At 60.7% G+C, this 25243-nt stretch carries 32 protein-coding genes; 15 read left to right on the top strand and 17 right to left on the bottom strand.

What is annotated here, in order from left to right:
* Positions 1-117 precede the first annotated feature (117 nt).
* Positions 118-963 carry a CDP-diacylglycerol--serine O-phosphatidyltransferase gene (pssA, locus tag FHX14_RS16510; protein ID WP_003587548.1) on the top strand — a complete coding sequence of 282 codons (846 nt, stop codon included), beginning with the start codon at positions 118-120 and terminating at the stop codon, positions 961-963.
* 387 nt (positions 964-1350) lie between these two features.
* Positions 1351-1497, top strand: a complete 147-nt coding sequence (locus tag FHX14_RS16505) for a hypothetical protein (RefSeq protein ID WP_003587549.1) — start codon at positions 1351-1353, stop codon at positions 1495-1497.
* 38 nt (positions 1498-1535) lie between these two features.
* On the opposite strand, the gene FHX14_RS16500 is transcribed toward FHX14_RS16505, so the two are convergent.
* Both FHX14_RS16500 and FHX14_RS16495 read right to left on the bottom strand, forming a co-directional pair.
* Positions 1536-2300: an SOS response-associated peptidase gene (locus FHX14_RS16500; RefSeq protein ID WP_184377817.1), complete on the bottom strand. Its 765-nt coding sequence runs from the start codon at positions 2298-2300 to the stop codon at positions 1536-1538.
* Positions 2301-2341: 41 nt separating this feature from the next.
* Positions 2342-2662, bottom strand: a complete 321-nt coding sequence (locus tag FHX14_RS16495; RefSeq protein WP_184377816.1) for a YnfA family protein — start codon at positions 2660-2662, stop codon at positions 2342-2344.
* Positions 2663-2740: 78 nt separating this feature from the next.
* Between FHX14_RS16495 and FHX14_RS16490 the strand changes: the two genes are divergently transcribed.
* From FHX14_RS16490 to FHX14_RS16455, 8 genes are all read left to right on the top strand, one after another.
* The gene (locus FHX14_RS16490; protein WP_184377815.1) at positions 2741-3190 is read left to right on the top strand and encodes an NUDIX domain-containing protein; all 450 of its coding nucleotides are present in this window, start codon (positions 2741-2743) and stop codon (positions 3188-3190) included.
* A gap of 110 nt (positions 3191-3300) precedes the next feature.
* Positions 3301-3747, top strand: coding sequence for a TIGR02301 family protein (locus FHX14_RS16485; protein ID WP_037073929.1), 447 nt, complete (start codon positions 3301-3303; stop codon positions 3745-3747).
* A 103-nt stretch (positions 3748-3850) separates the two neighbouring features.
* Positions 3851-4108: a hypothetical protein gene (locus tag FHX14_RS16480; protein ID WP_003578293.1), complete on the top strand. Its 258-nt coding sequence runs from the start codon at positions 3851-3853 to the stop codon at positions 4106-4108.
* Positions 4109-4126: 18 nt separating this feature from the next.
* Positions 4127-4885, top strand: coding sequence for a hypothetical protein (locus tag FHX14_RS16475; protein ID WP_184377814.1), 759 nt, complete (start codon positions 4127-4129; stop codon positions 4883-4885).
* Positions 4886-4991: 106 nt separating this feature from the next.
* Complete coding sequence (locus tag FHX14_RS16470; protein ID WP_184377813.1) at positions 4992-5846, top strand: folate-binding protein YgfZ; 855 nt, start codon at positions 4992-4994, stop codon at positions 5844-5846.
* A complete protein-coding gene (locus FHX14_RS16465) occupies positions 5843-6451 on the top strand; it encodes an HD family hydrolase (protein ID WP_184377812.1) in 609 nt (202 codons plus the stop codon). The genes FHX14_RS16470 and FHX14_RS16465 overlap by 4 nt, the downstream gene beginning before the upstream one ends.
* Positions 6448-6978, top strand: coding sequence for a tyrosine phosphatase family protein (locus FHX14_RS16460; protein WP_184377811.1), 531 nt, complete (start codon positions 6448-6450; stop codon positions 6976-6978). The genes FHX14_RS16465 and FHX14_RS16460 overlap by 4 nt, the downstream gene beginning before the upstream one ends.
* Before the next feature lie 52 nt (positions 6979-7030).
* Positions 7031-7912 (top strand): mechanosensitive ion channel domain-containing protein, encoded by an 882-nt coding sequence (locus FHX14_RS16455; protein ID WP_184377810.1) that lies wholly within the window; start codon positions 7031-7033, stop codon positions 7910-7912.
* 29 nt (positions 7913-7941) lie between these two features.
* Here the strand turns inward: FHX14_RS16455 and FHX14_RS16450 are convergent, their stop codons facing one another.
* Both FHX14_RS16450 and FHX14_RS16445 read right to left on the bottom strand, forming a co-directional pair.
* Entirely contained in the window at positions 7942-8457 is a 516-nt protein-coding gene (locus FHX14_RS16450; protein WP_184377809.1) for a superoxide dismutase family protein, read from the bottom strand.
* 161 nt (positions 8458-8618) lie between these two features.
* Positions 8619-8972 (bottom strand): hypothetical protein, encoded by a 354-nt coding sequence (locus tag FHX14_RS16445; protein ID WP_184377808.1) that lies wholly within the window; start codon positions 8970-8972, stop codon positions 8619-8621.
* Between the two features lie 425 nt (positions 8973-9397).
* On the opposite strand from FHX14_RS16445, the gene FHX14_RS16440 reads away from it, so the two are divergent.
* The 3 genes from FHX14_RS16440 to FHX14_RS16430 all read left to right on the top strand — a co-directional run bounded on the left by FHX14_RS16440 (position 9398) and on the right by FHX14_RS16430 (position 13050).
* Positions 9398-11296 (top strand): EAL domain-containing protein, encoded by a 1899-nt coding sequence (locus tag FHX14_RS16440; protein WP_003587573.1) that lies wholly within the window; start codon positions 9398-9400, stop codon positions 11294-11296.
* 114 nt (positions 11297-11410) lie between these two features.
* Positions 11411-12055: an HD domain-containing protein gene (locus FHX14_RS16435; protein WP_179610878.1), complete on the top strand. Its 645-nt coding sequence runs from the start codon at positions 11411-11413 to the stop codon at positions 12053-12055.
* 137 nt (positions 12056-12192) lie between these two features.
* The gene (locus FHX14_RS16430) at positions 12193-13050 is read left to right on the top strand and encodes an MOSC domain-containing protein (protein ID WP_184377807.1); all 858 of its coding nucleotides are present in this window, start codon (positions 12193-12195) and stop codon (positions 13048-13050) included.
* 206 nt (positions 13051-13256) lie between these two features.
* On the opposite strand, the gene FHX14_RS16425 is transcribed toward FHX14_RS16430, so the two are convergent.
* From FHX14_RS16425 to FHX14_RS16410, 4 genes are all read right to left on the bottom strand, one after another.
* A complete protein-coding gene (locus FHX14_RS16425; RefSeq protein ID WP_184377806.1) occupies positions 13257-14252 on the bottom strand; it encodes an aldo/keto reductase in 996 nt (331 codons plus the stop codon).
* A 101-nt stretch (positions 14253-14353) separates the two neighbouring features.
* The gene (gene recO / locus FHX14_RS16420) at positions 14354-15124 is read right to left on the bottom strand and encodes a DNA repair protein RecO (protein ID WP_012557123.1); all 771 of its coding nucleotides are present in this window, start codon (positions 15122-15124) and stop codon (positions 14354-14356) included.
* Positions 15125-15312: 188 nt separating this feature from the next.
* A complete protein-coding gene (locus tag FHX14_RS16415; protein WP_184377805.1) occupies positions 15313-15798 on the bottom strand; it encodes a hypothetical protein in 486 nt (161 codons plus the stop codon).
* A gap of 99 nt (positions 15799-15897) precedes the next feature.
* Positions 15898-16650 (bottom strand): Crp/Fnr family transcriptional regulator, encoded by a 753-nt coding sequence (locus FHX14_RS16410; RefSeq protein ID WP_003587587.1) that lies wholly within the window; start codon positions 16648-16650, stop codon positions 15898-15900.
* Between FHX14_RS16410 and FHX14_RS16405 the strand changes: the two genes are divergently transcribed.
* The gene (locus FHX14_RS16405; RefSeq protein WP_172643230.1) at positions 16619-16783 is read left to right on the top strand and encodes a hypothetical protein; all 165 of its coding nucleotides are present in this window, start codon (positions 16619-16621) and stop codon (positions 16781-16783) included. The genes FHX14_RS16410 and FHX14_RS16405 overlap by 32 nt on opposite strands.
* 18 nt (positions 16784-16801) lie before the next feature.
* Here FHX14_RS16405 and era read toward each other — a convergent pair whose 3' ends face one another.
* The 8 genes from era to rpoZ all read right to left on the bottom strand — a co-directional run bounded on the left by era (position 16802) and on the right by rpoZ (position 23747).
* Positions 16802-17743, bottom strand: a complete 942-nt coding sequence (gene era / locus FHX14_RS16400; RefSeq protein WP_184377804.1) for a GTPase Era — start codon at positions 17741-17743, stop codon at positions 16802-16804.
* 7 nt (positions 17744-17750) lie between these two features.
* Positions 17751-18470 carry a ribonuclease III gene (gene rnc, locus FHX14_RS16395; RefSeq protein WP_164008602.1) on the bottom strand — a complete coding sequence of 240 codons (720 nt, stop codon included), beginning with the start codon at positions 18468-18470 and terminating at the stop codon, positions 17751-17753.
* Positions 18467-19210 (bottom strand): signal peptidase I, encoded by a 744-nt coding sequence (lepB, locus tag FHX14_RS16390; RefSeq protein WP_184377803.1) that lies wholly within the window; start codon positions 19208-19210, stop codon positions 18467-18469. The genes rnc and lepB overlap by 4 nt, the downstream gene beginning before the upstream one ends.
* 179 nt (positions 19211-19389) lie before the next feature.
* Positions 19390-19794 (bottom strand): holo-ACP synthase, encoded by a 405-nt coding sequence (gene acpS, locus FHX14_RS16385; RefSeq protein WP_003587592.1) that lies wholly within the window; start codon positions 19792-19794, stop codon positions 19390-19392.
* A 38-nt stretch (positions 19795-19832) separates the two neighbouring features.
* Positions 19833-20423 (bottom strand): DUF2062 domain-containing protein, encoded by a 591-nt coding sequence (locus tag FHX14_RS16380; protein WP_183691430.1) that lies wholly within the window; start codon positions 20421-20423, stop codon positions 19833-19835.
* 158 nt (positions 20424-20581) lie between these two features.
* Positions 20582-20731, bottom strand: coding sequence for a DUF3563 family protein (locus FHX14_RS16375; RefSeq protein ID WP_003587595.1), 150 nt, complete (start codon positions 20729-20731; stop codon positions 20582-20584).
* Between the two features lie 194 nt (positions 20732-20925).
* Positions 20926-23160 carry a bifunctional (p)ppGpp synthetase/guanosine-3',5'-bis(diphosphate) 3'-pyrophosphohydrolase gene (locus FHX14_RS16370; protein ID WP_003587597.1) on the bottom strand — a complete coding sequence of 745 codons (2235 nt, stop codon included), beginning with the start codon at positions 23158-23160 and terminating at the stop codon, positions 20926-20928.
* 182 nt (positions 23161-23342) lie between these two features.
* A complete protein-coding gene (gene rpoZ / locus FHX14_RS16365) occupies positions 23343-23747 on the bottom strand; it encodes a DNA-directed RNA polymerase subunit omega (RefSeq protein ID WP_003574261.1) in 405 nt (134 codons plus the stop codon).
* 297 nt (positions 23748-24044) lie between these two features.
* Between rpoZ and FHX14_RS16360 the strand changes: the two genes are divergently transcribed.
* Positions 24045-24632 carry an NYN domain-containing protein gene (locus FHX14_RS16360; RefSeq protein ID WP_003587599.1) on the top strand — a complete coding sequence of 196 codons (588 nt, stop codon included), beginning with the start codon at positions 24045-24047 and terminating at the stop codon, positions 24630-24632.
* A gap of 44 nt (positions 24633-24676) precedes the next feature.
* Here the strand turns inward: FHX14_RS16360 and smpB are convergent, their stop codons facing one another.
* A complete protein-coding gene (gene smpB / locus FHX14_RS16355; RefSeq protein ID WP_012557117.1) occupies positions 24677-25156 on the bottom strand; it encodes an SsrA-binding protein SmpB in 480 nt (159 codons plus the stop codon).
* Between the last annotated feature and the right edge of the window lie 87 nt (positions 25157-25243).

Below are 25243 nucleotides of genomic sequence, written 5' to 3'. Positions count from 1 at the left end.
TCGCGATCTTTCAGATTCGCGCCTCGCGCTTTAGCCCTTTGTTTTTACGCATGTCATTATCGCAAAACCGCTGCACAGTTTTGCGCGACATGCTCCAGGTTCAGATTGGAACGCGATATGGAAACGCCCTTTCCGCCTTTCGAGCCCAATGGTCCGGATGATTCCGCCCGCGGCCCGCGTCTGCGCGAAATCCCGCTCCGTCTCGTCTTTCCGAACCTCATCACCATTCTGGCGATCTGCGCCGGGCTGACCGGCATCCGGCTGGCTTTCGAGAACCGTTACGAGCTCGCCGTCTCCATGGTGCTGGTCGCCGCCTTCCTCGACGGCATCGATGGGCGCGTGGCCCGGCTGATGAAGGCGACCTCGAAGTTCGGCGCGCAAATGGATTCGCTTGCAGATATCGTCAATTTCGGCGTCGCCCCCGCTCTCGTCGTCTATGTCTTCGCGCTCGACCAGGCGCGTTCGCTCGGCTGGATCGCCGCACTGATCTATGCGATCGCCGCCGGGCTTCGGCTTGCCCGCTTCAACGTCATGGCCGAACGCGAGAACAAGGCGAGCTGGCAATCGGAATATTTCGTCGGCGTGCCGGCGCCGGCCGGCGCCATGCTGGTGCTGCTGCCGGTCTATCTCGGCTTCCTCGGCCTGGCGACGGACCGCACCTTCGCCTATGTCTCGTCGATCTATACCGTCGTCATCGCCTTCCTGCTGATCAGCCGGCTGCCGGTCTGGTCGGGCAAATCGGAAGGCAACCGGCTGCGGCGCGATCTCGTGCTGCCGATGATGCTCGGCGTCGTGCTCTATGTGGCTCTGCTGATGAGCTACACCTGGGAGGTGATGGTCTTCACCGTTGCCGCCTATCTCATATCGCTTCCTTTCGGTGCACGGAAATGGCGCCGGAAATACGGGACGCTGACGATCGAGGAACCCGGCGTCGGCGACGACGATATCGGCCGTCACATCTGACGCGGAGGCATTTCCTGATTTTCTAATGCATGTCGCCCGGAAGTGTGCAGCGGTTCCGGGACAACGACATGCATCAAAATAAAGGGCTAAAGCGCGTCGCATGAATCAAATTTGACGCGACGCGCTTTAGCGATGGGAATGCGTCTCTCTTCACCTCCCACATTCCCGGAAAAACTGTTGCGCGCTTTTTCCCGGGAAAAACGGCTGCGCAGTTTTATTGGAACCGCTCCCTTCAGTAAGTATTAACCAACGTAGGCTTCAGTTAAGCCTCGCGAATTATGGTGCGCGTTTACAAATCCTGATAAGCTGCGTCCCCGTTTTGTCGCTATTGGTGACCAAACTTCAAAATACAAAATACCCTGGGAAGAACCACGTAAGGAGAGTATCGTGACTTCGAAGAAGAGCAGTAGCGGCGAACAGCAGACGGCCAAGCCCGATCTCGCCGCCAACTATCGCCCCGTCGGCCTCAAGGCTGTTGCCGCGGCATCGCTGATGGCGAAACACAAGCCGACCAGCGTCAAGAAATCCGCTTGACCGCCCGCGCGCGACTGATGAAAAGCGGCAGATAGTATTCAGAAGAAACTAAGCTGGCCGTCGTCAGGCCTCTGCTTCTCGGGGGCCTTCAGCGGCTTTGCGACGACGACCGGCTGCTGCAGGTCGGGCCCCATATTGGCGACCTTGTTGACTTTGTCGGAGACCGGGACGGCCTCGAAAAAATCGTCCTGAACCGGCCGCATCAGGTCGGCCACCTCGCGCGGTTCCTGCGTCCTGCAATCCAGCCAGCGTGAAAAATCTTCCGGCTTGATAATCACGGGCATGCGATCGTGGATCGCCGATATGCCAGAATTGGCCGCTGTCGTCAGGATCGCGCCGGTATCGACCTCGGAACCATCCGCCGAGGACCATGTCTCCATCAACCCGGCAAAAGCCACGACCCCGCCCTTGCGCGGCCTGATCCAATAGGCCTGCGGCCGCTCGCCGCTTTCTTTGGACGGGCGATGCCATTCATAAAAGCCGGAGGCCGGGATGAGTATGCGGCGATGACGCATGGCCGCCCGGAAAGAGGCCTTGCCGATTGCGGTCTCGGAGCGAGCGTTGATCAACAGCGGGAAGTCCCTCGGGTCCTTGACCCAGGCCGGGGTGAGACCCCAGCGCACGAGCACGGCGCGGCGGTCGGCCAGGTTGCTGCCCTTCTCCCGGCCCTCGCCGGCTATGACGACGAGGATCGGCTGCGTCGGCGCGATGTTGTAGCGCGCCGGAAACTCATCGAGATCGACACCGGAGAAAAATTCGCGCAGGTCGGCGCTGGAGCTTGTCAGGGCGAAACGTCCACACATCGGCTTGTCTTTGCACCCGGCTTGAGTCCGGTCAAGGCACGTCAGCCTCTCGGCCCAAAGAGGATAATGCTCGTTCCCGCAAGGCAGACCAGCGCCCCGCTGATATCGTAACGATCAGGCGCGCGGCTTTCGACCAGCCAGAGCCAGAGCAGTGAGGCGGCGATATAGATGCCGCCATAAGCTGCGAAGGTCCGGCCGGCGGCCTCGCTCGGGACCAGCGTCAGAAGCCAGGCAAAAAGTGCCAGCGAAACCATTCCGGGCGCCAGCCACCAGACGGGCTTTTCAAGTCTCAGCCACGCCCAGAAGGCGAAGCAGCCGGCGATCTCGAAGACGGCGGCAAAGGCATAAATGATGTAGGTCACGGAAGCACCTTTCGCGCCTTCGCATTTCTTGATCACTATTCATCGGGTAGGATGGGCCATCACAGCAAGAGCCATCCCATGATCTCCACCGCCAAAGCCGCCTCCTCCGCCATTCTCGAACGCGACGGACGATTCCTTTTGGTGTTGCGGCGCAATCCGCCTTCTGCCGATATGTATGCCTTTCCAGGCGGCCGCGCCGAACCGGGCGAGACGCCGGAGCAAACGGCGTTGCGAGAATTCCGTGAGGAAACCGGCATTTCGGTGCGCAATCCGCAGCTGTTTTCGACCTATGACCTGAAGACCCATGCGGCCGATGGCAGCCTCAGCAGCCACTTCTTTCTGTCGGTCTTTCGCGTCGAGGCGGATCGGGAGCTGGTGGCTGAGGCCGCCGACGATGCGGCGGCACTGGGCTGGTACACGGTTGAGGAAATCCGGCGGCTGCCCGTGCCGCAGAGCGTGCTCGAATGCGCGGAGCGGCTAGAACAGGATGATTTCAGACCGACCGGCCTAAAATCTGAATCCTCCTGAGTTAACGCTGGGGCACGAAGTCGTCCGAAGACCGCTGACACTTTTCGACATCATGCTCTGGCGGTCGGCGAATAGGAGTGGAAACTCTCAAGGTCCGCCTTGTTGCCGTCATGCTCAACGTATCAACTGGGAGCATGATTCCCGTTCGACGCGTTTTCCTGTCCCTGCTCGTGCTCGCCGGCCCCACCATGGCGCAGGGCAAGAACGCGCCGCCTCCACGGGAGGAGGAGATTGCGCCGCCGCCTGCGGTGACGGTGCCCTATGACGACAAGCTGGCACGGCTCGCCGAGGTGTTGGGCTCGGTGCATTATTTGAGAACGCTCTGCAAGGCGGCAGGCGGCGACGAGTGGCGAAACGGCATGCAGCAGCTGCTCGATTCGGAGACCGGCAACGAGCCGCAGCGCAAGGAAAGACTGACTGCAGCCTTCAATCGCGGCTACCGCGCCTTCGCCTCCGTCTATACGGATTGCACCGCAGCGGCCATCGTGGCAGAAGAGCGCTACCGTAACGAAGGTGCAACACTCGCCACAGAAATTACCTCGCGTTTTGGAAATTGACGTTTAATTAACCTGTTTTCGCATGTGGACGTGTCGTTTTGGGAAAAGGCTGTTAGTGTTGTTAACGGTGCAGTAAGACATGAGAAGTTCTGAGGAAAAGACAATGGAAGCAAGCCTCAACGAGATCGACGACATGATCGTCCACGAGAAGATGCAGGCGGCTCTGGAGTACCAGAACGAGGCTTGGGCTGACGGCATGGCCGACGGAATCGAGCCTGAGATCATCGCTGATGCCGCTATTGCGCATGCCCTGCGCGAGACGATCAGATTGCACGGGGAAAGCAGCGCCGAAGCCTTGCTGGATTCGCTGCGTGAACGCATGCTTGCCGGCGAATTCTCCGCGAACCGCACCCTGCAATAATTGTTATCAGAGAGTTTGATGCATACCGGTAAAGAGAAAATTTCGCGAATTCCGCTCGCGCCGGTGCTGCTTGCGTTCAGCCTCGCCGCCGGCAATATTTTCCTTGCCCCGGCAGCCTACGCGCTTTCCGAACTGCACAAGATCCCCGGCCAGGCCGCCAACGACGCGCCGGCTGCGCCGGGAAATGCTCAGGGACAGAGCCAGCCGCAGGGCGGGACCGTTCCCAGCGTTCCCATGGCCGATCCGCTGGTCAACAGCCAGAACAATCAGGGTGTCGACAAGACGCCGGGCGCCCAGGATGCTTCCAAACCTGCCGAAGTGATCTACGACATCAGCAAGATGCCCGAGCCGGTTCGCAAGATGCGCGAGCAGATCGTCGAGGCGGCGGCCTCCGGCGATCTCGAACGCTTGCGGCCGCTGATGGGCACCGGCACAGAGCAGACTCAGGTGACTGTCGGCGAGCCCACGGAGGATCCGATTGGCACGCTGAAGGATCTTTCCGGCGATCCTGACGGAGACGAAATCCTCGCCATCATGCTCGACATCGTCTCGACCGGCTTCGTGCATGTCGGCCAGGGTACGGCAGACGAGATGTATGTCTGGCCCTATTTCGCCGAGAAGGACCTGAAGTCGCTGACACCGCCTGAGCGCGTCGAGCTGTTGCGCATCGTCACCGCCGGCGATCTTTCCGATATGCAGGAATTCGGCGGCTATAATTTCTACCGCCTCGGCATTACGCCGCAGGGCAAATGGAAATTCTTCACGGCGGGCGACTGACGCCCACCACGCTTGCGCCTTTCGCGTTTCGCCTTTCGGTGGGACGCTTGCGATCCACCTCATGAAGACATACCTCTGAGCGATGACCAACGCGACAGGTTCCGCCATGCCAGCCGTATTCCTGAAAGACCGCTCACTTCTCTCCGTCAGCGGCGCGGAAGCCCAATCCTTCCTGCAGAACCTGATCACCACCGATATCATCTCGCTTGAGGCCGGCGAGGCGCGGCCCGGGGCACTGCTGACGCCGCAGGGCAAGATCCTGTTCGACTTCATGATCTGGCAGGAGGGCGACGGCTATACGATCGAAACGGATGCCGGCCAGCGCGATGGCCTGCTGAAGCGGCTGACGATGTACAAGCTGCGTGCCGCCGTCACGCTTGCGCCCCGCGCCGAAGACGGTGTCACCGTTTCCTGGGGCGAAGGTGCCGAGGGCGTCCGGGACAGCCAGGGCGTCCGGGACAGTCGCTTCACCAAGGCAGGCGTCACGTTGACCCGTCGGCCCGGCAAACACGGCGACAGTGAAGAAGCGCTCTACCATGCGCTGCGCATCGCCCACGGCATTGTCACGTCAGGATCGGACTTCGCCCTGCAGGATGCCTTTCCGCACGACGTGCTGATGGATTTCAATGGCGGCCTCTCCTTCAGGAAGGGCTGCTATGTCGGCCAGGAGGTCGTTTCGCGCATGCAGCACCGCGGCACCGCGCGCCGGCGCGTCGTCACAGTGTCCGCCGCAACGGCTCTGCCGGAGACCGGGACGGAGATATCCGCCGCCGGCAAGCCTGTCGGGACACTCGGTTCGGTCGAAGGCGACCATGGATTGGCGATTGTGCGCATCGACCGCGCCGGCGTGGCAATCGCTGCCGGCACGCCGCTGCTCGCCGGCGAGACACCCGTTTCCCTCGTCCTGCCGCAATGGTCCGGCCTTGTCTTTCCCACCAGCGCCGACGAGGCCAGTGCGTGACAACGACGAAAGCTCCGCGCGCCTGGCAACGCATGCTGTCCGGGCGCAGGCTCGACCTGCTCGACCCCTCGCCGCTCGATGTGGAACTGATCGACATTGCCCATGGGCTGGCGCGTGTTGCCCGCTGGAACGGCCAGACATCGGGCGATCATGCGTTTTCGGTAGCGCAGCACAGCCTCGTCGTCGAAGACATTTTCCGCCGCGTCAATGATGCGTCCCCGCAGGAATGCCTGATGGCGCTGCTGCATGACGCACCCGAATATGTGATCGGCGATATGATCTCACCGTTCAAATCGGTGGTTGGCGGCGGCTACAAGACGGTGGAAAAGCGGCTGGAGGCCGCCGTGCACCTGCGCTTCGGCCTGCCGCCGCACCCCTCGCGCGACCTCAAGGACCGAATCAAGAAAGCCGATACGATCGCCGCCTATTTCGAGGCGACGGTGCTCGCCGGCTTCACACCCGCCGAGGCACAGAAATTCTTCGGCCAGCCGCGCGGCGTCAGCAGGGAGATGCTGATGATCGAACCGCTGCCGGCAATCGAAGCCCAGAGGCTGTTCTGCGAGCGCTTCGTGGCGATCGAGACCGCGCGGGAGATGGTCTCGTGAGTTTCATCGTCGTCTCGCCGCTATCGCGCATCGCAGAGATGGCCGTGCGCCACAAGGCGCGTGACATGATCAGCCTGATCGCCAAGGAGCAGGCCTTTCACCGGCCGGGCGTGATCGCGGCCGACCGTCATCTGACGCTGGCGATGAACGACATTACCTTCAAGGGCACCGGCGGCCTGGTGGCGCCCGACGAAACGCATGTGCAGGGAATCATCGACTTTGCCGCGTCGTGGCGGCAGGAGACGCCGCTGCTCATCCATTGCTGGATGGGCGTGTCGCGCTCACCGGCGGCAGCCCTGATCACCGCATTGTCGCTCGCGCCGGATCAGAGTGAGGAAATACTTGCGCGCCGGCTGCGGGCGGCCTCGCCTTTCGCGACGCCGAACGCCCGGCTGATCGAGATCGGCGACGCGCTGCTTAACCGTAGCGGCCGGCTTGTTACGGCCGTACGGGCGATCGGACGCGGCGCCGATGCCGACGGCAACGCGCCCTTCCTGCTTGCGATCGGCGAGCCCGCTTGCGGTTGACGCTGCCGCCATCTGCCCCATCTAGGCCCGACCACGTAGAAAAGGCCAGATCATGCAACAACAAGCAGCCGACGCCCTTCTTGCCACGCAAACGGCGCTCAGCCAGGCGAGCGCGCTGGCGGTGCAATATTCCTTTTCCGTCCTTGGGGCGGTGATCCTGCTCGTTCTCGGCTGGGCGCTTGCCGGTTTCGCCAGCCGCTGGGCTTATGAAGGCCTGTCGCGCGTCCATGGCATCGACGAGACACTGGCGCGCTTCTTCACCAATGTGCTGCGATACGCGTTGCTCATTCTGGTGTTCATCACCGTGCTCGGCCAGTTCGGCGTCCAGACCGCCTCGATCATCGCGGCCCTCGGTGCAGCCGGCCTGGCAATCGGACTGGCGCTGCAGGGAACACTGCAGAATATCGCCGCCGGCATCATGCTGCTGATCCTCAGGCCGTTCCGGGTCGGAGAATATATCGAGACCAGCAGCGTGGCCGGTACGGTGCGCGAAATCGGGCTGTTTGCGACCGAACTCAGGACTGCCGACGGGCTCTACCGGTTGGCGCCGAATTCGACGCTCTGGAACACGCCGATCACCAATTTCAGCCGCGAGGCGACGCGGCGGAACGAGTTGAAGATCAAGGTCGAGGATGACATCGATCAGTCGATGGAAACATTGATGGACCTTGCCAAAGCCGATTCCCGGGTGCTGAAGTCACCGGAACCGAGCGTCTTCATCGACGGCCTCGGTGACGGCGCGATCTTCGTGACGCTGCGCTATTGGGCAAAGACCGGTGACTGGTGGATGGTCAGCCGGGACATGGCAAAGCGCGTAAAACTCGCCTTCGACGAGAACAATCGGGCCGCGTTGCCGGATGCGCCGAACGCCGCGCCGGCAAAGACGTCCAACGGCAGATCGGCCGCCGAAAAGCCGGCACTGACGCGGCAATGAAACAGTGATCCAGGAACTTATGCAGCAGACTATTGAATGACGCCGCAGGACAGTCTTTCCCCGGCATCACCCGAGGGCTGGCTGCGATAGTCATCCGAATTGGCGTGTACCATCAATGCGCGGCCGCGAATGCCGTCGGTCTTGCCATCGAGCGTGACCATGCTGTCGAAGACCTGCGCCCTGAGCACGCCGTCCTGCCCGACATATTGATTGGGCATATCGCCAGCATGCGGCCCCTTGGCCGCAAGGATGCCATGCTCGGCCTTCTCAGGGTTGAAGTGACCGCCGGCCGACTCGTGATGGGTCGCGGCGTCGCATCGGCCGGTCTCATGAACGTGGAAGGCCACCCATTTGTTCGCCGGCAGTCCCGATATCTCGACCTCGATCAAGACACCGCCGGTGGCGGCAGCCGTCAGTTGCGCGCGGCCGTCCTCCTTGCCGTCCTTGCCGGCGAAATTGGCGACCGCCGTCTGCTTGTCCTGGGCACCCGCCGGCAATGCAACGGCAAGCAGGCTCAGGGCGGCGATGGTGCACATGGCTTTCATGGAGATCTCCTTCCGTCCGGTTGTCCTTCTGAACGTATCAACCCCGGAAGGTGTTCCTCATTTAGAGCGGCGCGTATCCGACAGGAGGCGCTAAGGCAGACCCGCAGAACGAGAAAAGCCGGCCAACGGCCGGCTTGCAGATGACCGGATTCGGGAGCGTCTCAGGCGACGGCGGCGAAATCGAACTGGCCGTAAGTGTTGCGGTACAGATCGTCCGGTTGATCGCCGGTCGTCGGCGCCGTCTGCTGCAACGGATAAGGGACGGCGATGCTGCTTGCCATGCCGCTGTCACGCGAGTCCATCATCAGCGCAATCAGGCTGCCGGAAAATTTCGGCTGCGTCTCGCTGGTGTTGTCCTCTTCCAGGAGTTCCTTGATGATGCCGGGCTTCTCATCGGCGGCACGTTCGCCACGGCTGAGTACACCATCGCCATTGGCATCAAGCCGCGAGAGTGTCGCCAGATATGCATATGACGTATCGGAAACGGATGTGGTGCTGGTCATACAAACCTCCATTCACCGCCTTTTGCCGGTGGTGTTTGTACGCAATACGAACGTGGAAAATCACTGATTGACTCGCTGGTTAAACTGATTTGCGCGGTGCGTCAATAAGTTGTTAACTTCTCATTAACGATGATTGACAACGGTTAACGAAATGGCCCGAAGCTGAACATCTGCCGGCGCCAGGCGAGGAGGCTTTGCGGTATTTCAGCAATTTTTCACATATAAAACAAATGTCTAACGACGCGAAGCCCCTGCTGCACTGCAACCGAATATTAATCCCGCCCGTCCAGAATGAGCGTCACGAGATACCACCTGGACGTTTAGTTTATGAAAAATCAATTTCATGGCCACTTTTGGAAGAGTTTTCGATGTGATGAGGTACGTCCATCAACCGATGGCGACCGTGGCCGTCGCGGCCGCCCTGCAGAGGCCTCGCCATGAAGGCTGAAGCGCTCTTCTGGCAGCAATGCAGCCAGGCCGTCACCGCCGATGGATCGGTCGATGCGCAGCGCCTGATGGAACTTGTCATCGCGACCTATCGTGTCCATGAAAGCGACTATGACGAGATCGAAAGAAGCGCGGAAACGCTGCTGAGGGAGAACCATGCGCTGAGAGGCAATATGTCAGCCCTCAGCCAGGCATTCGACGGACAGCAGAGACTCTTCGAAATCATCCTCAACAACCTGCCACTCGGTCTTAGCGTCTTTGACGCAGATCAGCGGCTGACGCTTTCAAACATTCGCTTCGGTCAGCTCTTCGGCCTGACCCAGGCCGATGTCACTCCCGGCGCGACCATCGCCGATCTCATCGACAAAATGCGCGGTGCGGAAGGCACTGGCGCCAAGCCCGGCCGGCGAGCCGGGCGACATTCCTCCGCAGCCGTAAAAAGCGGCGGTATCCGTCGGCGCGAATGGCTGATGGACGACGGCCGCATTATCCAGAGCATGGTGACCATCCTTGCCGATGGCAGCAATATCGCCATTCATGCCGATATTACCGAGGATCGAAAGGCGGCCGAGCGCATCGCCTATCTCGCCCACCACGACCCGCTCACCGGTCTTCCGAACCGCATCCATTTCCGCGAGCAGGTCGATTCAGCACTCGCCGAGCGCAAACGCGACGAGCAGATCGCCCTCATTCACCTCAACCTCGACCGGTTCAAATCGATCAACAACATGATGGGCGTGTCCGCCGGCGACACGATCCTGCAAGAGGTCGCCGAGCGCATCCGGGCCTCGGCCGGTTCGGAAAACACCTTGGCGCGGCTCGGTTCGGACGAATTCGCCATCCTGCAGACGGGCAGACAGCAGCCGTGGAACGTGACGGCGCTGGCCGAGCAGATCCGCCGGGAGCTTTCCGAGCCATTCCTGCACGGCGAAAAACACATGGAGCTCAGCGTCTCGATGGGGATCGCAGTCGCCCCGGGGGATGGCGAGGAAACCGATATCCTGCTGAAGAATGCCGGCGTGGCGCTGTCGCACGCCAAGGCGGACGGGCGTAAGCGCGAGCGTTTCTTCGCCGGCGAGATGGAAGCGCAGATGCAGCTGCGCCACGCGCTGGAGGCGGACCTCAGAGCAGCCATCGAGAAGGAAGAATTCGAGCTGCATTACCAGCCGCTCTATGACCTTTCGCAGCGGCGCATCTGCGGCTTCGAGGCCCTGATCCGCTGGAACCATCCGATCCGCGGCCGTGTTGCGCCGATAGATTTCATTCCGCTCGCCGAAGAGGTCGGCCTCATCGTCGATATCGGCCGCTGGGTTTTGCACCAAGCCTGCAACGATGCAGTAGAATGGCCTGAAGACATCAAGGTCGCGGTCAACGTTTCGGCGATGCAGTTCAGCAGCAGCGACCTGACCAGTGATGTCGGCGAAGCGCTGGCGGCGGCCTCATTGTCGCCGCTGCGGCTCGAGCTCGAAATCACCGAAAGCGTGCTGATGGAAAATCTCGGCGAGGTGCTGCCGATCCTGCATGCGCTGAAGGAGCGCGGCATCCGCATTTCGATGGACGATTTCGGCACCGGCTACTCCTCGCTGAGCTATCTCTCGAGCTTCCCCTTCGACAAGATCAAGATCGACAAATCCTTCGTCAACGACATCGTCGACAACAAGGAAGCGCATGCGATCATGCACGCGATCATTCTGCTCGGCGACGCGCTCGGCATGCGCGTCACCGTCGAAGGCGTCGAGACGGCCGAGCAGCTGGCGCTGCTGGAATGCGAGGAGTGCGACGAGATCCAGGGCTATCACATCAGCCGGCCGAGACCGGCCTGCGACGTGCCCCATCTTCTCTCCCTGCCGCCGAAGAATGGTGGGGTAATGCATCTTCCGAGGTGCTGAACGGGCTTCAATTGCGACTCGCGCGACAAGCCGCTACACAATCGGCAACGGTCCCCGAGCCTTCGTTGTCGCGTGCTTCGACCGAGATTCTTCTTGCTCATAACAGGTGGCGCAATGGTCGAGGCTGAAGCCTTCTTTCCTCATGAGACACTCGCTGCGGCGCTGATCGCACACGCAGCCGATGGCGACGACGGCTCGCACGATCTTGCCCATATCCTGCGCGTCTTCCGCAACGCCATGCGCATCCATGCTGGAGAAGGCGGAGACGGTCGGGTGCTGGCCGCTTCCGTGCTGTTGCACGACTGCGTCGCCGTCGAGAAGAATTCGCCGCTGCGGGCAAAAGCATCGGCTTTGGCAGCGGAAAAGGCATCGGCGATCCTGGCGGAACTCGGCTGGAGCGAGGCGGATATCGAGGCCGCGGCTCACGCCATCACCGCGCATAGTTTCTCGGCCGGGGTGGCGCCGCAGACGCTGGAGGCAAAGATCCTGCAGGATGCCGACCGGCTGGACGCGATCGGCATGATCGGCGCGGCACGCTGCTTCTATATTGCCGGGCGGCTGGGATCCGGGCTCTACGATCCGTTCGACCCGGCGGCGGCGGAGCGCCCGCTCGACGACAAGCGTTATGCGATTGACCATTTCCGGACAAAGCTGTTCAAACTGGCGGACGGGTTCCAGACCGAGACCGGCCGCAGGCTGGCGGCTTCGCGCGACAAAAGCCTGCGCGATTTCCTCCAGGCATTCATGGACGAGATCTAAAGCACGTCGCGATCTTTCATATTCGCTTCTCGCGCTTTAGCTTCTTGTTTTTGCGCATGTCGTTGCGGCAAAAGCGCTTCGCGCTTTGCCTGGGAAAACCGCTTCACACTTTTGCGCGACATGCTTAGGAGAACCGTATGCACATCAGCGACCTCTTCATCTACCCGCTCAAGAGCGCCCGCGGCATTGCCCTGCCTTCGGCCGATATCGATGCCTATGGGCTTCCCGGCGACCGGCGGGCGATGATCACCGACCCACACGGGCACTTCATCACCCAGCGCGAATTGCCGGACCTGGCGCGCATCGAGATCCGGCCGGAGCCCGGCGCCTTCCGGCTGCTGATGCAAGGTAAGCAGGACATATCCGTGCCACCGCCCCGGCCTGAAATCCGCATGGATGTGAGCGTGTGGAAATCGACCGTCAGCGCCGCGGTCGCCGATCCCGAGAGCAACCGGCAGCTTTCCGAATGGCTCGGCCGCGAGGTGCAACTGGTCTTCTTCGACGGCCAGGCACGGCGCACAGCGAATGCCGAATGGGCCGGCGAAGGCACGCCGGTCACCTTTACCGACGGCTACCAGATCCTGGTGACGACAACCGGTTCGCTGAAGGCTTTGAATGCCGATCTCGCCGCCCATGGCGAAGGCAGCGTCGGCATGGAACGTTTCCGTCCGAACATCGTCATCGATATCGACGAGGCCTGGCCGGAGGACCGCTGGGCGGCGATCGAGATTGCCGGCATCCGCTTCGATCTCGTCAAACCCTGCTCGCGCTGCATCATGACGACGCAGGACCAACTGACCGGTTCACGCGAGGTGCCCAACCCGATGCCATCAATGGGCCGCATCCGCATGTCGGCCGACCGGCGTGTGCCCGGTCCGCTCTTCGGCTGGAACGTCACGCCGCGCGGCGGCGGCAGGATCAAGATCGGTGACACCGTCCGCGTCGTCGAAGAAAGGCCGGAGGGCTGGGCGTTGAAGGTTCGTGCGCGAGGGTAGGTCACATCTGACGGGGCCTTCTACCGCATACCTCACAACATTCTCCGTCATTCCTGTGCTCGTCACGGGAATCCAGTGCGCCCAAGTCCTTGGGCGCGGAAGACCTTTTCAAATTCGCATTGAGTCATTCACCGCGCAGACGCGCGGTGGCTGGATTCCTGTGACGAGCACAGGAATGAGGGAGCGTGGGGGAGCGTCACCGACTCTCACTGATGCCCGAGTGCGGCGTCGATCCCCGCCATGACATCGTCCGGCAGCGGTCCCTTTTCCAGTGCGCCGGCATTTTCCTCCACCTGGGCGACGGTGCGGAAGCCTGGAATGGGGAGGGTGCGTGGCGACTTTGCCCAGAGCCAGGCGAGCGCCCCTTGCGTCAGTGTGCGGCCGCCGGAGGTCAGGAGATCGCGGACGGCGTCGAGCCTTGCGACAAATTCCGGGGCCATCCGCCCGTCCTTGAAGTAAACCATCCAGTCGAGGGCCGCGCCGCGTACATCCTTGGCGCCGACCGCCTTGTCGGCGGTGAACTTGCCGGTCAGCAGCCCCATGGCCAGCGGACCGCGATTGATCGAGATCAGTCCCTGCCTTTCGATCACCGCGATCATCTCTGGCACCGGCTCAAAGACGTTCATCGTATGCTGCACCGAGACATAGCCCTGGCGGCCGGCATGGCGGGCGGCGCGATCGGGAGAATCGGTGCTCCAGCCGAATGCATCGATCTTGCCTTCGGCGCGCAGCGCCTCCAGCACGTCGAAGACAGCATCGGACGGTTCCAACGGAAAATCATTGATGTGGAACTGCAAGAGATCGAGACGGTCACGCTTGAGGCGGCGCAGCGAGGTCTCGACCGAACGGCGGATGAAGGCCTCATCGGCGAAGGCGCCGGTTGCCTGCTTGGTGACCGGATCGGTGGCAAAGCCGAATTTGGTGGCAACGGTAATATCGTCGCGATTTCCGATTGCCCGGCCGAGTACCTCTTCGGAATGGCCGGCCCCGTAATTCGAGGCGGTATCGAAGAAGCGGATGCCGAGGTCGATGGCGCGGCCGATCGCTTCGACGGATTCATCGTCGTCGACTTCGCCCCAGCCGAGCGGCGTGTCGCCGGCAAAGAAGGGGCCGCCGATCGCCCAGCATCCCATGCCGAGACGCGGAATTTCGCGGCCGTTCCAGAGCGTGATCGTCGTCGGTGTTGCGGTCTTGGTCAGCATGGTATCCTCCTTGGCTGGCAGTCTTCCAAGACATAGGAAGGGCTCCCATGCGGGTAAACCGCCAAATCCGGAGGATGTTTTGCACCGGTAAAAAACCGAAGTCAGGCGGAAATATCATTCGGACCGGAAAGCGTCCGCAAGGCTGGATTGAGCGCCTTGAGTGCCGCCTGAACGAAGCCGTCGCGGGCTGCCGCGGCTTCGATGCCGCGCGGTTCATAGACATGGCGATGCAGAAAGAACCCCGTCAGGCGGAATGCCGCCGATAGACTGTCGAAGTCGGCCGCATGATTGCCTTCGATACCGAGAAACGGTGGCAGGAGCAGCATCTTGTCCGCCCAGGGGGCACCGGCGCTGCGGCTGACGGCGCGGCCGGATTTCGGCGAGACATAGGCGAGATCGGAACGGGCGCCGGTCGCGGCGCATTCGGCGAGATCGAGACCGAAGCCGAGATCGTTCAGCACCGCAAGCTCGAAACGCACGAAGAGTTCGCCGGCATCGGCCGGGTTGTGCAGGTGATCGAGGATGACCTCCAACGCATCGAAGAGGTGCGGATGCGGGTCACGCTCCGGCAGCAGCCGCAGCAGCGCGCCCATCGCCTGAACGCCGTAGACGGCGGTCGCCGTTTCCATCAGGCGGGCGGCGCGCAACGTCACCGGCTCGACGCGGAATTCGCCGAGATGTTCGTCCAACCTGGCGCGCCAGATGACTTCCACCGCATTGCCGGCCTGCAGCACCGGCTGCATGGCGCGCGACCGGCCGGAGCGCACCAGGCCGAGATGGCGGCCGCGATCGCGCGTCATCACCTCGGCGATGACACTCGTCTCGCCGTGGCGCTTGACGCCCAGGATGATCGCATGATCCTGCCACTGCATCGAAAGAAGTCCTTGCGGCTAACGAATCCATCCTAGAGCATGTCGCGCAAAAGTGTGCAGCGGTTTTGCGGCAACGACATGCGCAAAAATAAAGAGCTAAAGCGCAAGGAGCGAATCCGAAAGATCGCGACGCGCTTTAGAGCATGATGCCGAAAATGAAAAAGGCCTAGCCGCTGTCATGGACTGCGTCAGGCGGCAGCCGGGAATAGCCTCAGCAGGAATTGACACATCGCCGTTTCGTCGAAAGGCTTCACCAGGAGCGGAATGTGCTGCAAATCAGGCGGGAAATCGCCGGTATCGGAATAACCGCTGACAAAGCCGAAGGGAATGCCGAGATCGAGAAGATGACGGGCAAATCCGAAGCTCATGCCCTCGCCAAGATTGACGTCGAGAAGGGCGAAATCATAAGTCTCCGCAGCGATGGCAGTCCTCGCCTGCTCCACACTGCCGACGATATCGATATTCTCGACGCCGGCCAGGCGCAAAATATCCTCCGCCTCCATCGCGATAATCAGACTATCTTCAAGAACCAGAACATGGATTGCGCTCATGATTCCCTGCCCTCCGTCGGGCGGCAGTCGCAGCGCCTCGGCCGTTTCGCCAATATCAATGCCCTCCGGTGCCCCGCATGGCACGCTGTCGGTGAATTCCGCCACCATTTCTGAATGAACCATTTTTCTGCCCGTTCGATAAGAATCAAATCGGAGGAAGCCGACGACCGAGCTTATTTTCCCTGATGCTAATGCGCATTTAAAAAAGACATAAGGCCGGGGCTAGATGAAGGGACGTTTGCTCTCTCCGAGCCCTTCCCAGCCGGCAATCGCCATCAATTCCTCGCCGTTCAGAACCTCGCAGCCGCGCTCCTGCCAGCGGATCAACCCGCGTTCACCGAGCTTTTTCAAGGTCTTGTTGGTGTGGACGATGGAAAGGCCGAGCGTATCGGCAATGTGTTGCTGGGTGATGGGGATGAATTGGCGGCCATTGAAGAGATTAAGCTTGCGGCCGCGCTCAAACAGAAAAGCGATCAGATAGGCTGCTCTTTCCAACGCCGTGCGACGGCCGATGCTGAGCAGGTGCTCATCCAAGATTCGCTCCTCGCGCGCCGCGATCCAGGTGATGTCGAAGGCGAGCGAGGGGTGTTTGTTATAGAGCGTCATCAGCCTGTCGCGCTCGAAGACGCAGAGAGAAACCGGTGACAGCGCTTCGACGGAATGCTGCATCTCGCCGGCGATCGTTCCCTGCAGGCCGATCAGATCGCCCGGCATGATATAATTCAGTATCTGGCGGCGCCCATCCTCCAGCATCTTGTAGCGAAAGCCCCAACCAGCAAGCACGGTGAAAAGATGCGCGCTATGCGCACCCTCGACGAGGATGGTGGAACCGGCATCGACGGCAAGTTCACCTCTCTTGAAATTGGAAACGAATTCCAGTTCGTCGCGGCTGAATTCCCGGAAATGCGGCAGGGGCCGCAAAGGACATTGCTGGCAAGGAGTCTTGAAGGAATTGATCGATCTCGACGTCACCATGCCCGCCCCTGCCGTCGCAAAACTGGCACGCCGTCTTTGGCGCGCCGTTCATGAAGGAATGCACAAGTTACCGAATTGTTCCGTGAACGATGCAGTTTTTTTATTTGGAAACAAGGGGCTGGCAGCCGAATGAGCAAATTCTTGCCATCCCTTATTTCGGGAAATCGAGACCCATTTCGCGGAACCGTTCGGGATCATCACCCCAGTTCTCGCGAACTTTGACGAACAGGAAGAGGTGGACCGGCTGCTCGAGGATCTCCGACAATTCCTTGCGGGAAGCCGTCGAGATCGCCTTGATGGTTTCACCACCCTTGCCGAGCGCGATTTTCTTCTGGCTGTCGCGCTCGAGATAGATCACCTGCTCGATACGCACCGAGCCATCCTTGCGCTCTTCCCACTTCTCGGTTTCGACATGCGAGGCGTAGGGAAGCTCCTGGTGCAGCCGCAGGAACAGCTTCTCGCGGGTGATCTCGGCGGCGAGCTGGCGCATCGGCAGATCGGAGATCTGGTCTTCGGGATAATACCACGGCCCCTCCGGCAGCGTCGCGGCCAGATAATCCATGACATCGTCGCAGCCGGAGCCGTTTTCGGCCGATATCATGAAGGTGCGGTCGAAGGCGATCTTCTCATTGGCAGCGGCCGCGAGGGCCAGCAGATCCTCGCGGTTGACGCGGTCGATCTTGTTGAGCAGCAGGATCTTCGGCTGCCGGACTTCCTTGAGGCCTTCGAGGATGGCTTCGGCATCGCCGCGCAGGCCGCGCTCGCTGTCGATCAGCAGCACGATCAGATCGGCATCCCTCGCGCCGCCCCAGGCCGAGGTTACCATGGCGCGATCGAGCCGGCGGCGCGGCTTGAAGATACCGGGTGTATCCATGAAGACGATCTGGGCGTTGTCGTGGATCGCGATGCCGCGAACGATGGCTCGTGTCGTCTGGACCTTATGGCTGACGATCGAGACCTTGGCGCCGACCAGGCGGTTCACCAGCGTCGACTTGCCGGCATTGGTCGGCCCGATCAGCGCGACGAAGCCCGAATGCGTCGGACCATTGGTTTCTGCGGCAGCTTCGGCCGCGATATCTTCTTCTTGTGTCATTGTCCCGTCAGTTTCCGGCAGGCGATTGCTGCCAAATGCCTTCGCGCTCGAGCATCTTCGTCGCCGCAACCTGTTCAGCGGCACGCTTCGACCGCTCTACGCCGGTTTCCGGCTTTATGCCAGCAACTTCCACCGTCACCTTGAAGCGCGGATCATGATCCGGTCCGCTGCGTTCATCAACCCGGTAGTTTGGTGTGACGCCGAATTTCGCGTGCGACCATTCCTGCAGCTCGGTCTTGGCGTCGCGCTTAGCGCCATCGGCCCTGACCGCCCTGCCCTGCCAGTAGCGCAGGATGAAGCGGCGAGCAACTTCGAGGCCACCGTCGAGATAGATCGCGGCGATGAGGCTTTCGACCACGTCGGCGCGCACGTTCATCATCCGCTTGCCGGTCAATTTCTTCACGTCGGCGCCGGTGCGGATATAAAGATGAAGATTGAGTTCGTCGGCGACCGCAGCGCAGGTTTCGGCGCTGACCAGCTGGTTGAGGCGAACCGAGAGTTCGCCTTCCGCCGCCGCGCCGAAGGTGCGGAACAGAAGCTCGGCGATGCAGAGCCCGAGAACCCTGTCGCCGAGGAATTCCAACCGTTCGTAATTGCCGCCCTTCTCGGTGCGGGCGCTGGCATGGGTCAGCGCCCGGTCCAGGCGTTCCTTTTCGGCGAAGTCGTGACCGATCAGGCCTTCAAGCTTTGCGCGGTCTGCCGCAGAAAGCGTCTGCGCCTTGCTCATTCAACAACCTTGAAGAGGCGATCCCAGCGCATGTTCGCCGGCCACTTCCAGATTTCGCGGAAGGAGGTGTCGTTACCGAGCGAGAAGAAGATGACGCTGGCGCGGCCGACAAGATTTTCCGCAGGCACAAAGCCGACGTCGAAGCGGCTGTCGAGCGAGTTGTCGCGGTTGTCGCCCATCATGAAATAATGGCCTTCCGGCACGATGAATTCACGGGTGTTGTCGCCGCGCGACACGGGAGACTGATCGAGCGTGTCGTAAGTCTTGCCATTGTCGAGCGTTTCGCGGAACACCGGCACATCCGCACCCGGATCGAGCTTGTAATCCGACGTGAAGGTACCGTCCGCTACCTTCGGAACCGGCTTTCCATTGACATAGAGCACGCCGTCGGTGACCTGGATGTGGTCGCCCGGCAGGCCGATGCAGCGCTTGATGTAGTCGATCTCGGGGTTAGGCGGGAAGCGGAAGACGACGATATCGCCGCGCTTCGGATCGGCGCCGAACAAGCGGCCGCTGAAGATGTCTGGCGAGAAGGGCAACGAATATTTCGAATAGCCGTAAGCGAACTTATTGACGAAGATGTAATCGCCGACGAGCAGCGTCGGCATCATCGAACCGGACGGAATGGTAAAGGGCTGGAACAGCACCGTACGGATCACCATCGCCAAAATCAGCGCCTGGATGATGACTTTGATATTTTCCCAGAGGGCGTTCGGCTTGGCTTCGACTTTTTCGGACACGCAGTCTTATTCCTTCAAGACGCCGCGGCGGCGCAATTCTTCTGTCGTTCTCTCTAGCGACTTCGGCCGGTTGCGGCAATGGTGACAACGCCAAAAGCGACGAGAGGTCGCGTTCGACAGCTCCCGAGGTCGCGTTCGACAGCTCCCGGGGTCGCGATCAACAGCTCCCGGGGTCGCGATCAGAGGCTCTCGGGCAACGCCTCGATAATCACGAAGGCCTGTGCCAAGGGATAATCATCCGTTATTGTCAAATGAATGGCGGGCCTGTGGCCCGCAGGCAGCATCGATTCGAGGATCAGGGCGGCGGCACCCGACAAGACCATGGTCGGCTTGCCGCTCGGCAGGTTGACGACCCCCATATCCTTCCAGAAGACACCCTGGGCTATGCCGGTGCCGAGCGCCTTGGAGCAAGCCTCCTTGGCGGCGAAACGCTTGGCATAGGAGGCGCCGCGATTTGCCCGGCGGTCGGAACGGGCGCGCTCGATCTCGGTGAAGCAGCGATGGGTGAAGCGGTCGCCGAAGCGCTCGATGGATTTCTCGACGCGGCGAATGTCGATCAGATCGCTGCCAATGCCAATGATCATGCCGGAACCTTCCGTCGCTTAACAGTTCTTGACCAGGTTCATACGCTCGGCAGGTCCCCGGCCGGGCTGGCCAAACGCAGACGCGCCCGCTCCAGCAGCCGTGTGTGGCGGCGCGTCTGAAAACCCTTCACGGTGTAGAATGTCAGCGCATAGAGCGCAACGGAGGTGACGATCCCCGGTGGAATGGCGCCGACGAGCATCGGCTCCAGCACCGGCCTCCATAATTCGGTGAAGTTCAGCCTGTGAAAGAGACCGGCCAGATCCACCGCCTGACCAGCCAGATGATCCTCACGGCTCAGCAGCAGATGTCCGATCTCCCAGGTGATACCCCAGATGAACGGATAGGTCAGCGGGTTGCCGAAGGCCGCGCAACCAAGGGCTGCGGCCACCATACTGCCGGAGAGGAAATAGGTGATGACGAAGGCCATGACGAAATGCACGCCGATGAACGGCGTCCACGAGACGAAGACACCGGCAGCGACGCCGGCCGCAACCGCATGCGGCGAAGCGCTCAGGCGCAGGATGCGCATTGTCAGGTAACGGAGCGGGCGAAGGAAACCTTTGCGGGGCCATAGAAGCTCTCGCATCTTTTCCTTGAAACCCGCGGGCTTGCGACGGCGAAACAACATGGCCGGTATTTAGTGCAGCGCACATGACCATGACAAGAGCGGCAAATGATACCGCCGAAAAAACAGCTCAGTCCTCGCAGCAAAGAAGAGCGTTGTCATGCCGAGGGGCGTCCGTTATGCATAACGTCCCTCACTCGTCTCAAGTATAAAGTTCAGTATCAACGCGTGCGGAACAGACCGCGGTCGACCTGGCGCTGACGAAACTCGAGATCAATACGATCGAACGAGCCGTTGAGATATGCCATTTCACGTTCCTGCGTGGTCGGAGCGCGGAGGGCACGAGCGATTTTCCTGATAGGGTCAAACATTGTCTTGTCTCATCTTCTGTTTGCGTTTCGATGACCAGAAGATAGGCCCGGCATGGGCTAATTACTACAGCCGCAACATGGAGACAGCCATGCGCACAATGCATTGCTTGCCTTTTTAGCGTACCACCCTCACCACAGAACGATCATAAAATGTGCAATTGCGCACTCAGATTCCTCAGGGCTTAACAAAAGCTCTATTCATAGAGCCGCCGGACCGTGGCGATGCAATCCAGTTCCTTCATCTGGGCGAGCAGCTGATTGAGCTGACGCAGGTCCCAGACCTCGACCTCGAGCATCATTTCGGTGAAATCCGCCGCGACCCGCACCGTATTCAGCAGACGGATATTCACGTCGAGGCCGGCAACCGTCTGGGCGACCTTGGCCAGCGTGCCCGGCTCATTCAACCCGTTCACCATGATGCGCGCCATGAAACGCGACTTGTTGGCTTCGTCGAGATCCCAGCGGACGTCGATCCAACGGTCGGGCTGATCGTCGAAGCGCTGCAGGCTCGGCGACTGGATCGGATAGATGGTGATGCCCTTGCTCTGGTCCATGATGCCGACGATGCGATCGCCGGGCACCGCGCCTGTCGACGCGAACTTGACGTCGACATTGCCGGACAGGCCGCGGATCGGCCCGATATCGGCGTCGGTGTCGATGTTCGAATGGCCGCCGTCGAGCCCGGGCTTGGTCTTGCCGGGGATCTTGAAGATCATGCCGGCCGCACTGCGGACGTTGAACCAGCCGTCGTCCCCCGAGGGTTTCACCGTGACGCGCTCATCCTGATGGTCGGGATAGACGGCGCGCAGCACATCGAGTGAGGACATCTCGCCGCGGCCGACGGCGGCGATCGCATCCTCGACATCCTTCTGGCCGAGACGATGCAGCGCCGGCTTCATCGCCTCGCGTGAAAAGATCTTGCCGGCCCTGTCGAAGGTGCGCTCGAGAATGCGGTGGCCGAGGCCGGCATATTGCTTGCGGATCGCCATGCGGGTGGCGCGGCGGATGGCGGCGCGCGCCTTGCCGGTGACGACGATCTCCTCCCAGGCGGCCGGCGGAACCTGCACGCCGGAGCGGATGATCTCGACCTCGTCGCCATTGGCAAGCCGCGTCACCAGCGGCATGATGCGGCCGTTAATCTTGGCGCCCACCGTGGTATCGCCGATATTGGTGTGCACCGCATAGGCAAAATCGATCGGCGTGGCGCCACGCGGGAGAGCAATCAGCTTGCCCTTCGGCGTGAAGCAGAAGACCTGGTCCTGGAAGAGTTCGAGCTTGGTGTGCTCCAGGAATTCTTCCGGACTGTCGCCCTCGGCCAGCGCCTCGATCGTATGGCGCAGCCAGGAATAGGCGTTGGATTCACGCGAGAGGATGTCGCCGTCGGCATTGGTGGCGCCGTCCTTGTAGAGCGTGTGGGCGGCGATGCCGAATTCGGCGATTTCGTGCATGCGCTTGGTGCGGATCTGCAGTTCGATGCGCTGGCTGGAAGGACCGACGATGGTGGTGTGCAGGGAACGGTAATCGTTCTGCTTCGGCGTAGAGATATAATCCTTGAAGCGACCGGGCACGACCCGCCAGCGGGTGTGGACGATGCCGAGCGCCCGGTAGCATGACGGGATATCTTCGACGATGAGCCGAAAACCGTAGACATCGGAAAGCTGCTCGAAGGAAAGCGACTTCGACTGCATCTTGCGGAAGACTGAATAGGGCTTCTTCTGCCGGCCCTTGACATAGGCGCTCGTCAGGCCGCTTGCGACCAGCAAGTCGCGCAGTTCCGCCTCGATCTTCTTGACGATGCCTTCATTGCGCTTGGAAAGCTCTTCCAGCCTTTTGGTGACGGTCTCGTAGGCTTCCGGGTTCATATGGCGGAAGGAAAGCTCTTCCAGCTCTTCGCGCATGTCCTGCATGCCCATGCGGCCGGCGAGCGGCGCATAGATTTCCATCGTCTCCTCGGAGATGCGGGCACGCTTGTCGGCCGACATATGATCGAGGGTGCGCATATTGTGCAGGCGATCGGCAAGCTTGACCAGCAGCACGCGCACATCGTCGGAAATGGCGAGCAGCAGCTTGCGCAGGTTTTCCGCCTGCTTGGCCTTCTTGGTGACGAGATCGAGCTTCTTGATCTTGGTCAGGCCCTCGACCAGGCGGCCGATATCCTCGCCGAAGAGTTCGTCGATCTCGGCGCGCGTCGCCGTCGTATCCTCGATCGTATCGTGCAGCAGCGCAACCGCGATCGTCGATTCATCGAGATGCATGTCGGTGAGGATGGCTGCGACTTCGAGCGGATGGGAGATATACGGATCGCCGCTCGCGCGCTTCTGCTGGCCATGTTTCTGCATGGCGTAGACATAGGCTTTGTTCAGCAGTGCTTCATTGGCATCGGGCTTGTATTGCTGAACCCGCTCCACGAGCTCGTACTGCCGCATCATTCCAAAGCCACTCCGGTAAAAATAAAAGCGCGCCAATCAACGATTGGCGCACACATGGCAATAATATGCCTAAGCAATAAAGGCGCAAGATTGACGATTGGTAATCATCGCTCTTTCGCATCGCATGATTTCCGGTTCGCCTGCGATTGGGATCACATACGACCGGGGATCAGCTTCGCGCCTTAGTAGTCGTCGCTCTTTTCCGGCGGCACCAGGCCTTCGATGCCGGCAAGCAGCTCTTCTTCCGACATCTGGTCGAAAGTGATCGTTTCCGGCAGGTCGTCTTGCTCTTCGCTGTCGGCTGCGGCGACACCGCCGGCGGCGATCATGCTGGCCGGATCGGGCTCGGGCTCGTCAACTTCGACATGCTTCTGCAGCGAATGGATCAGATCTTCCTTGAGGTCATCGGGCGAAAGCGTCTCGTCGGCGATTTCGCGCAGGGCGACGACCGGGTTCTTGTCGTTGTCGCGATCGATGGTGATCGAGGCGCCCTGGGAAATCAGCCGGGCGCGGTGGCTGGCGAGCAGAACCAGCTCGAAGCGGTTCTCCACCTTGTCGATGCAATCTTCAACTGTGACACGGGCCATTGCCTGTCCTTTACGGTCGTCATTTCGGGATTAGCACGCCCGATACAATTAAAACCGGGCAAATACAAGTTTTTCATTCCGGCTCCCCTCGTCTTTATAAGGAGCCGAGCTAAATTTCCAAGGAGAATGTCACAATTCCACCTGCGGTTGCTTGGAATATGCCGAATCGTGCCCTAAGTCTTTCATATATGAATAATTGTTAAAGTATGGATCAGAGCAAAAATCAAACCACAAATCATTGATTTTATTGGATTTTGGTCCCGCGGATTTCGATTGCTCTCATTGGATTGGTAAGCGATGTTTGACCCACGCGAAAAAATTGCACTCTTCATTGACGGCGCCAACCTCTACGCTGCATCCAAGAGCCTCGGTTTCGACATAGATTACCGCAAGCTCTTGAAAGCATTTCAGAAACGCGGCTACCTCCTGCGGGCCTACTATTATACCGCTCTTATCGAGGATCAGGAATATTCCTCGATCCGGCCGCTGATCGATTGGCTCGACTATAACGGCTATAAAGTCGTCACCAAGCCCGCCAAGGAATTTACGGATTCCATGGGCCGCCGAAAGATCAAGGGCAACATGGACATCGAGCTTGCTATCGACGCCATGGAACAGTCCGAAACGGTCGATCATCTCGTCATCTTCTCCGGCGACGGCGACTTCACCAACCTGGTCGAAGCGCTACAGCGCAGAGGCCGTAAGGTCTCGGTGATCTCGACGATGTCGACGCAGCCGCCGATGATCGCCGACGACCTGCGTCGTCAGGCCGACCACTTCATCGATCTCTTGTCTTTGAAGGCTGAAATCGGTCGCGATCCCGCGGAGCGGGCGCCACGCCAGGTCGAAGTCGTCGCCGCCCCGGCCAGCGATTTCGAGGACTGAGCCGGGAGGATTGCCACGCGAAACGGCAATCCCAAGCGTCGAGCTTAGCCGTTATCCTTCAGCAGGCGGCTCTTCTGCCGGTTCCAATCGCGCTCCTTCTCCGACTCGCGCTTGTCGTGCAATTTTTTACCCTTGGCGAGCGCCAGCTCCATCTTCGCCCGGCCGCGGTCGTTGAAATAGATCTTCAACGGGATCAGCGTCATGCCCTCGCGGTTGACGGCAGAGCGCAGGCGGTGGATTTCACGGCCCGAGAGCAGCAGCTTGCGGCGCCGGCGCGGCTCGTGATTGAAGCGGTTCGCCTGCAGATATTCCGGCAGATAGGAGTTGATCAGCCAGATCTCGCCGCCCTCGTCCGACGCATAGGATTCGGCGATATTGGCCTTTCCCTCACGCAGCGACTTGACCTCCGTGCCCATCAGCACGAGGCCGGCCTCATAGGTATCGATGATCTCGTAGTTGAAGCGGGCCTTGCGGTTTTCGGCCACGACCTTGTTCACCACGCGCTGGCTGCCTTTGGGGGCCATGACAATATTCCCTTCGAGGCGCGGGAAAAGCCGCGCCCTCATTGCTTGCCCTTTATGTAGGGGAACGATCCGGCCTTGTGAAGACGG

Source organism: Rhizobium sp. BK619 (assembly GCF_014195245.1).
Lineage (GTDB): Bacteria > Pseudomonadota > Alphaproteobacteria > Rhizobiales > Rhizobiaceae > Rhizobium > Rhizobium acidisoli.
The sequence above is the reverse complement of the archived record's forward strand: the minus strand, read 5'-3'. Positions and strand labels throughout refer to the sequence as shown.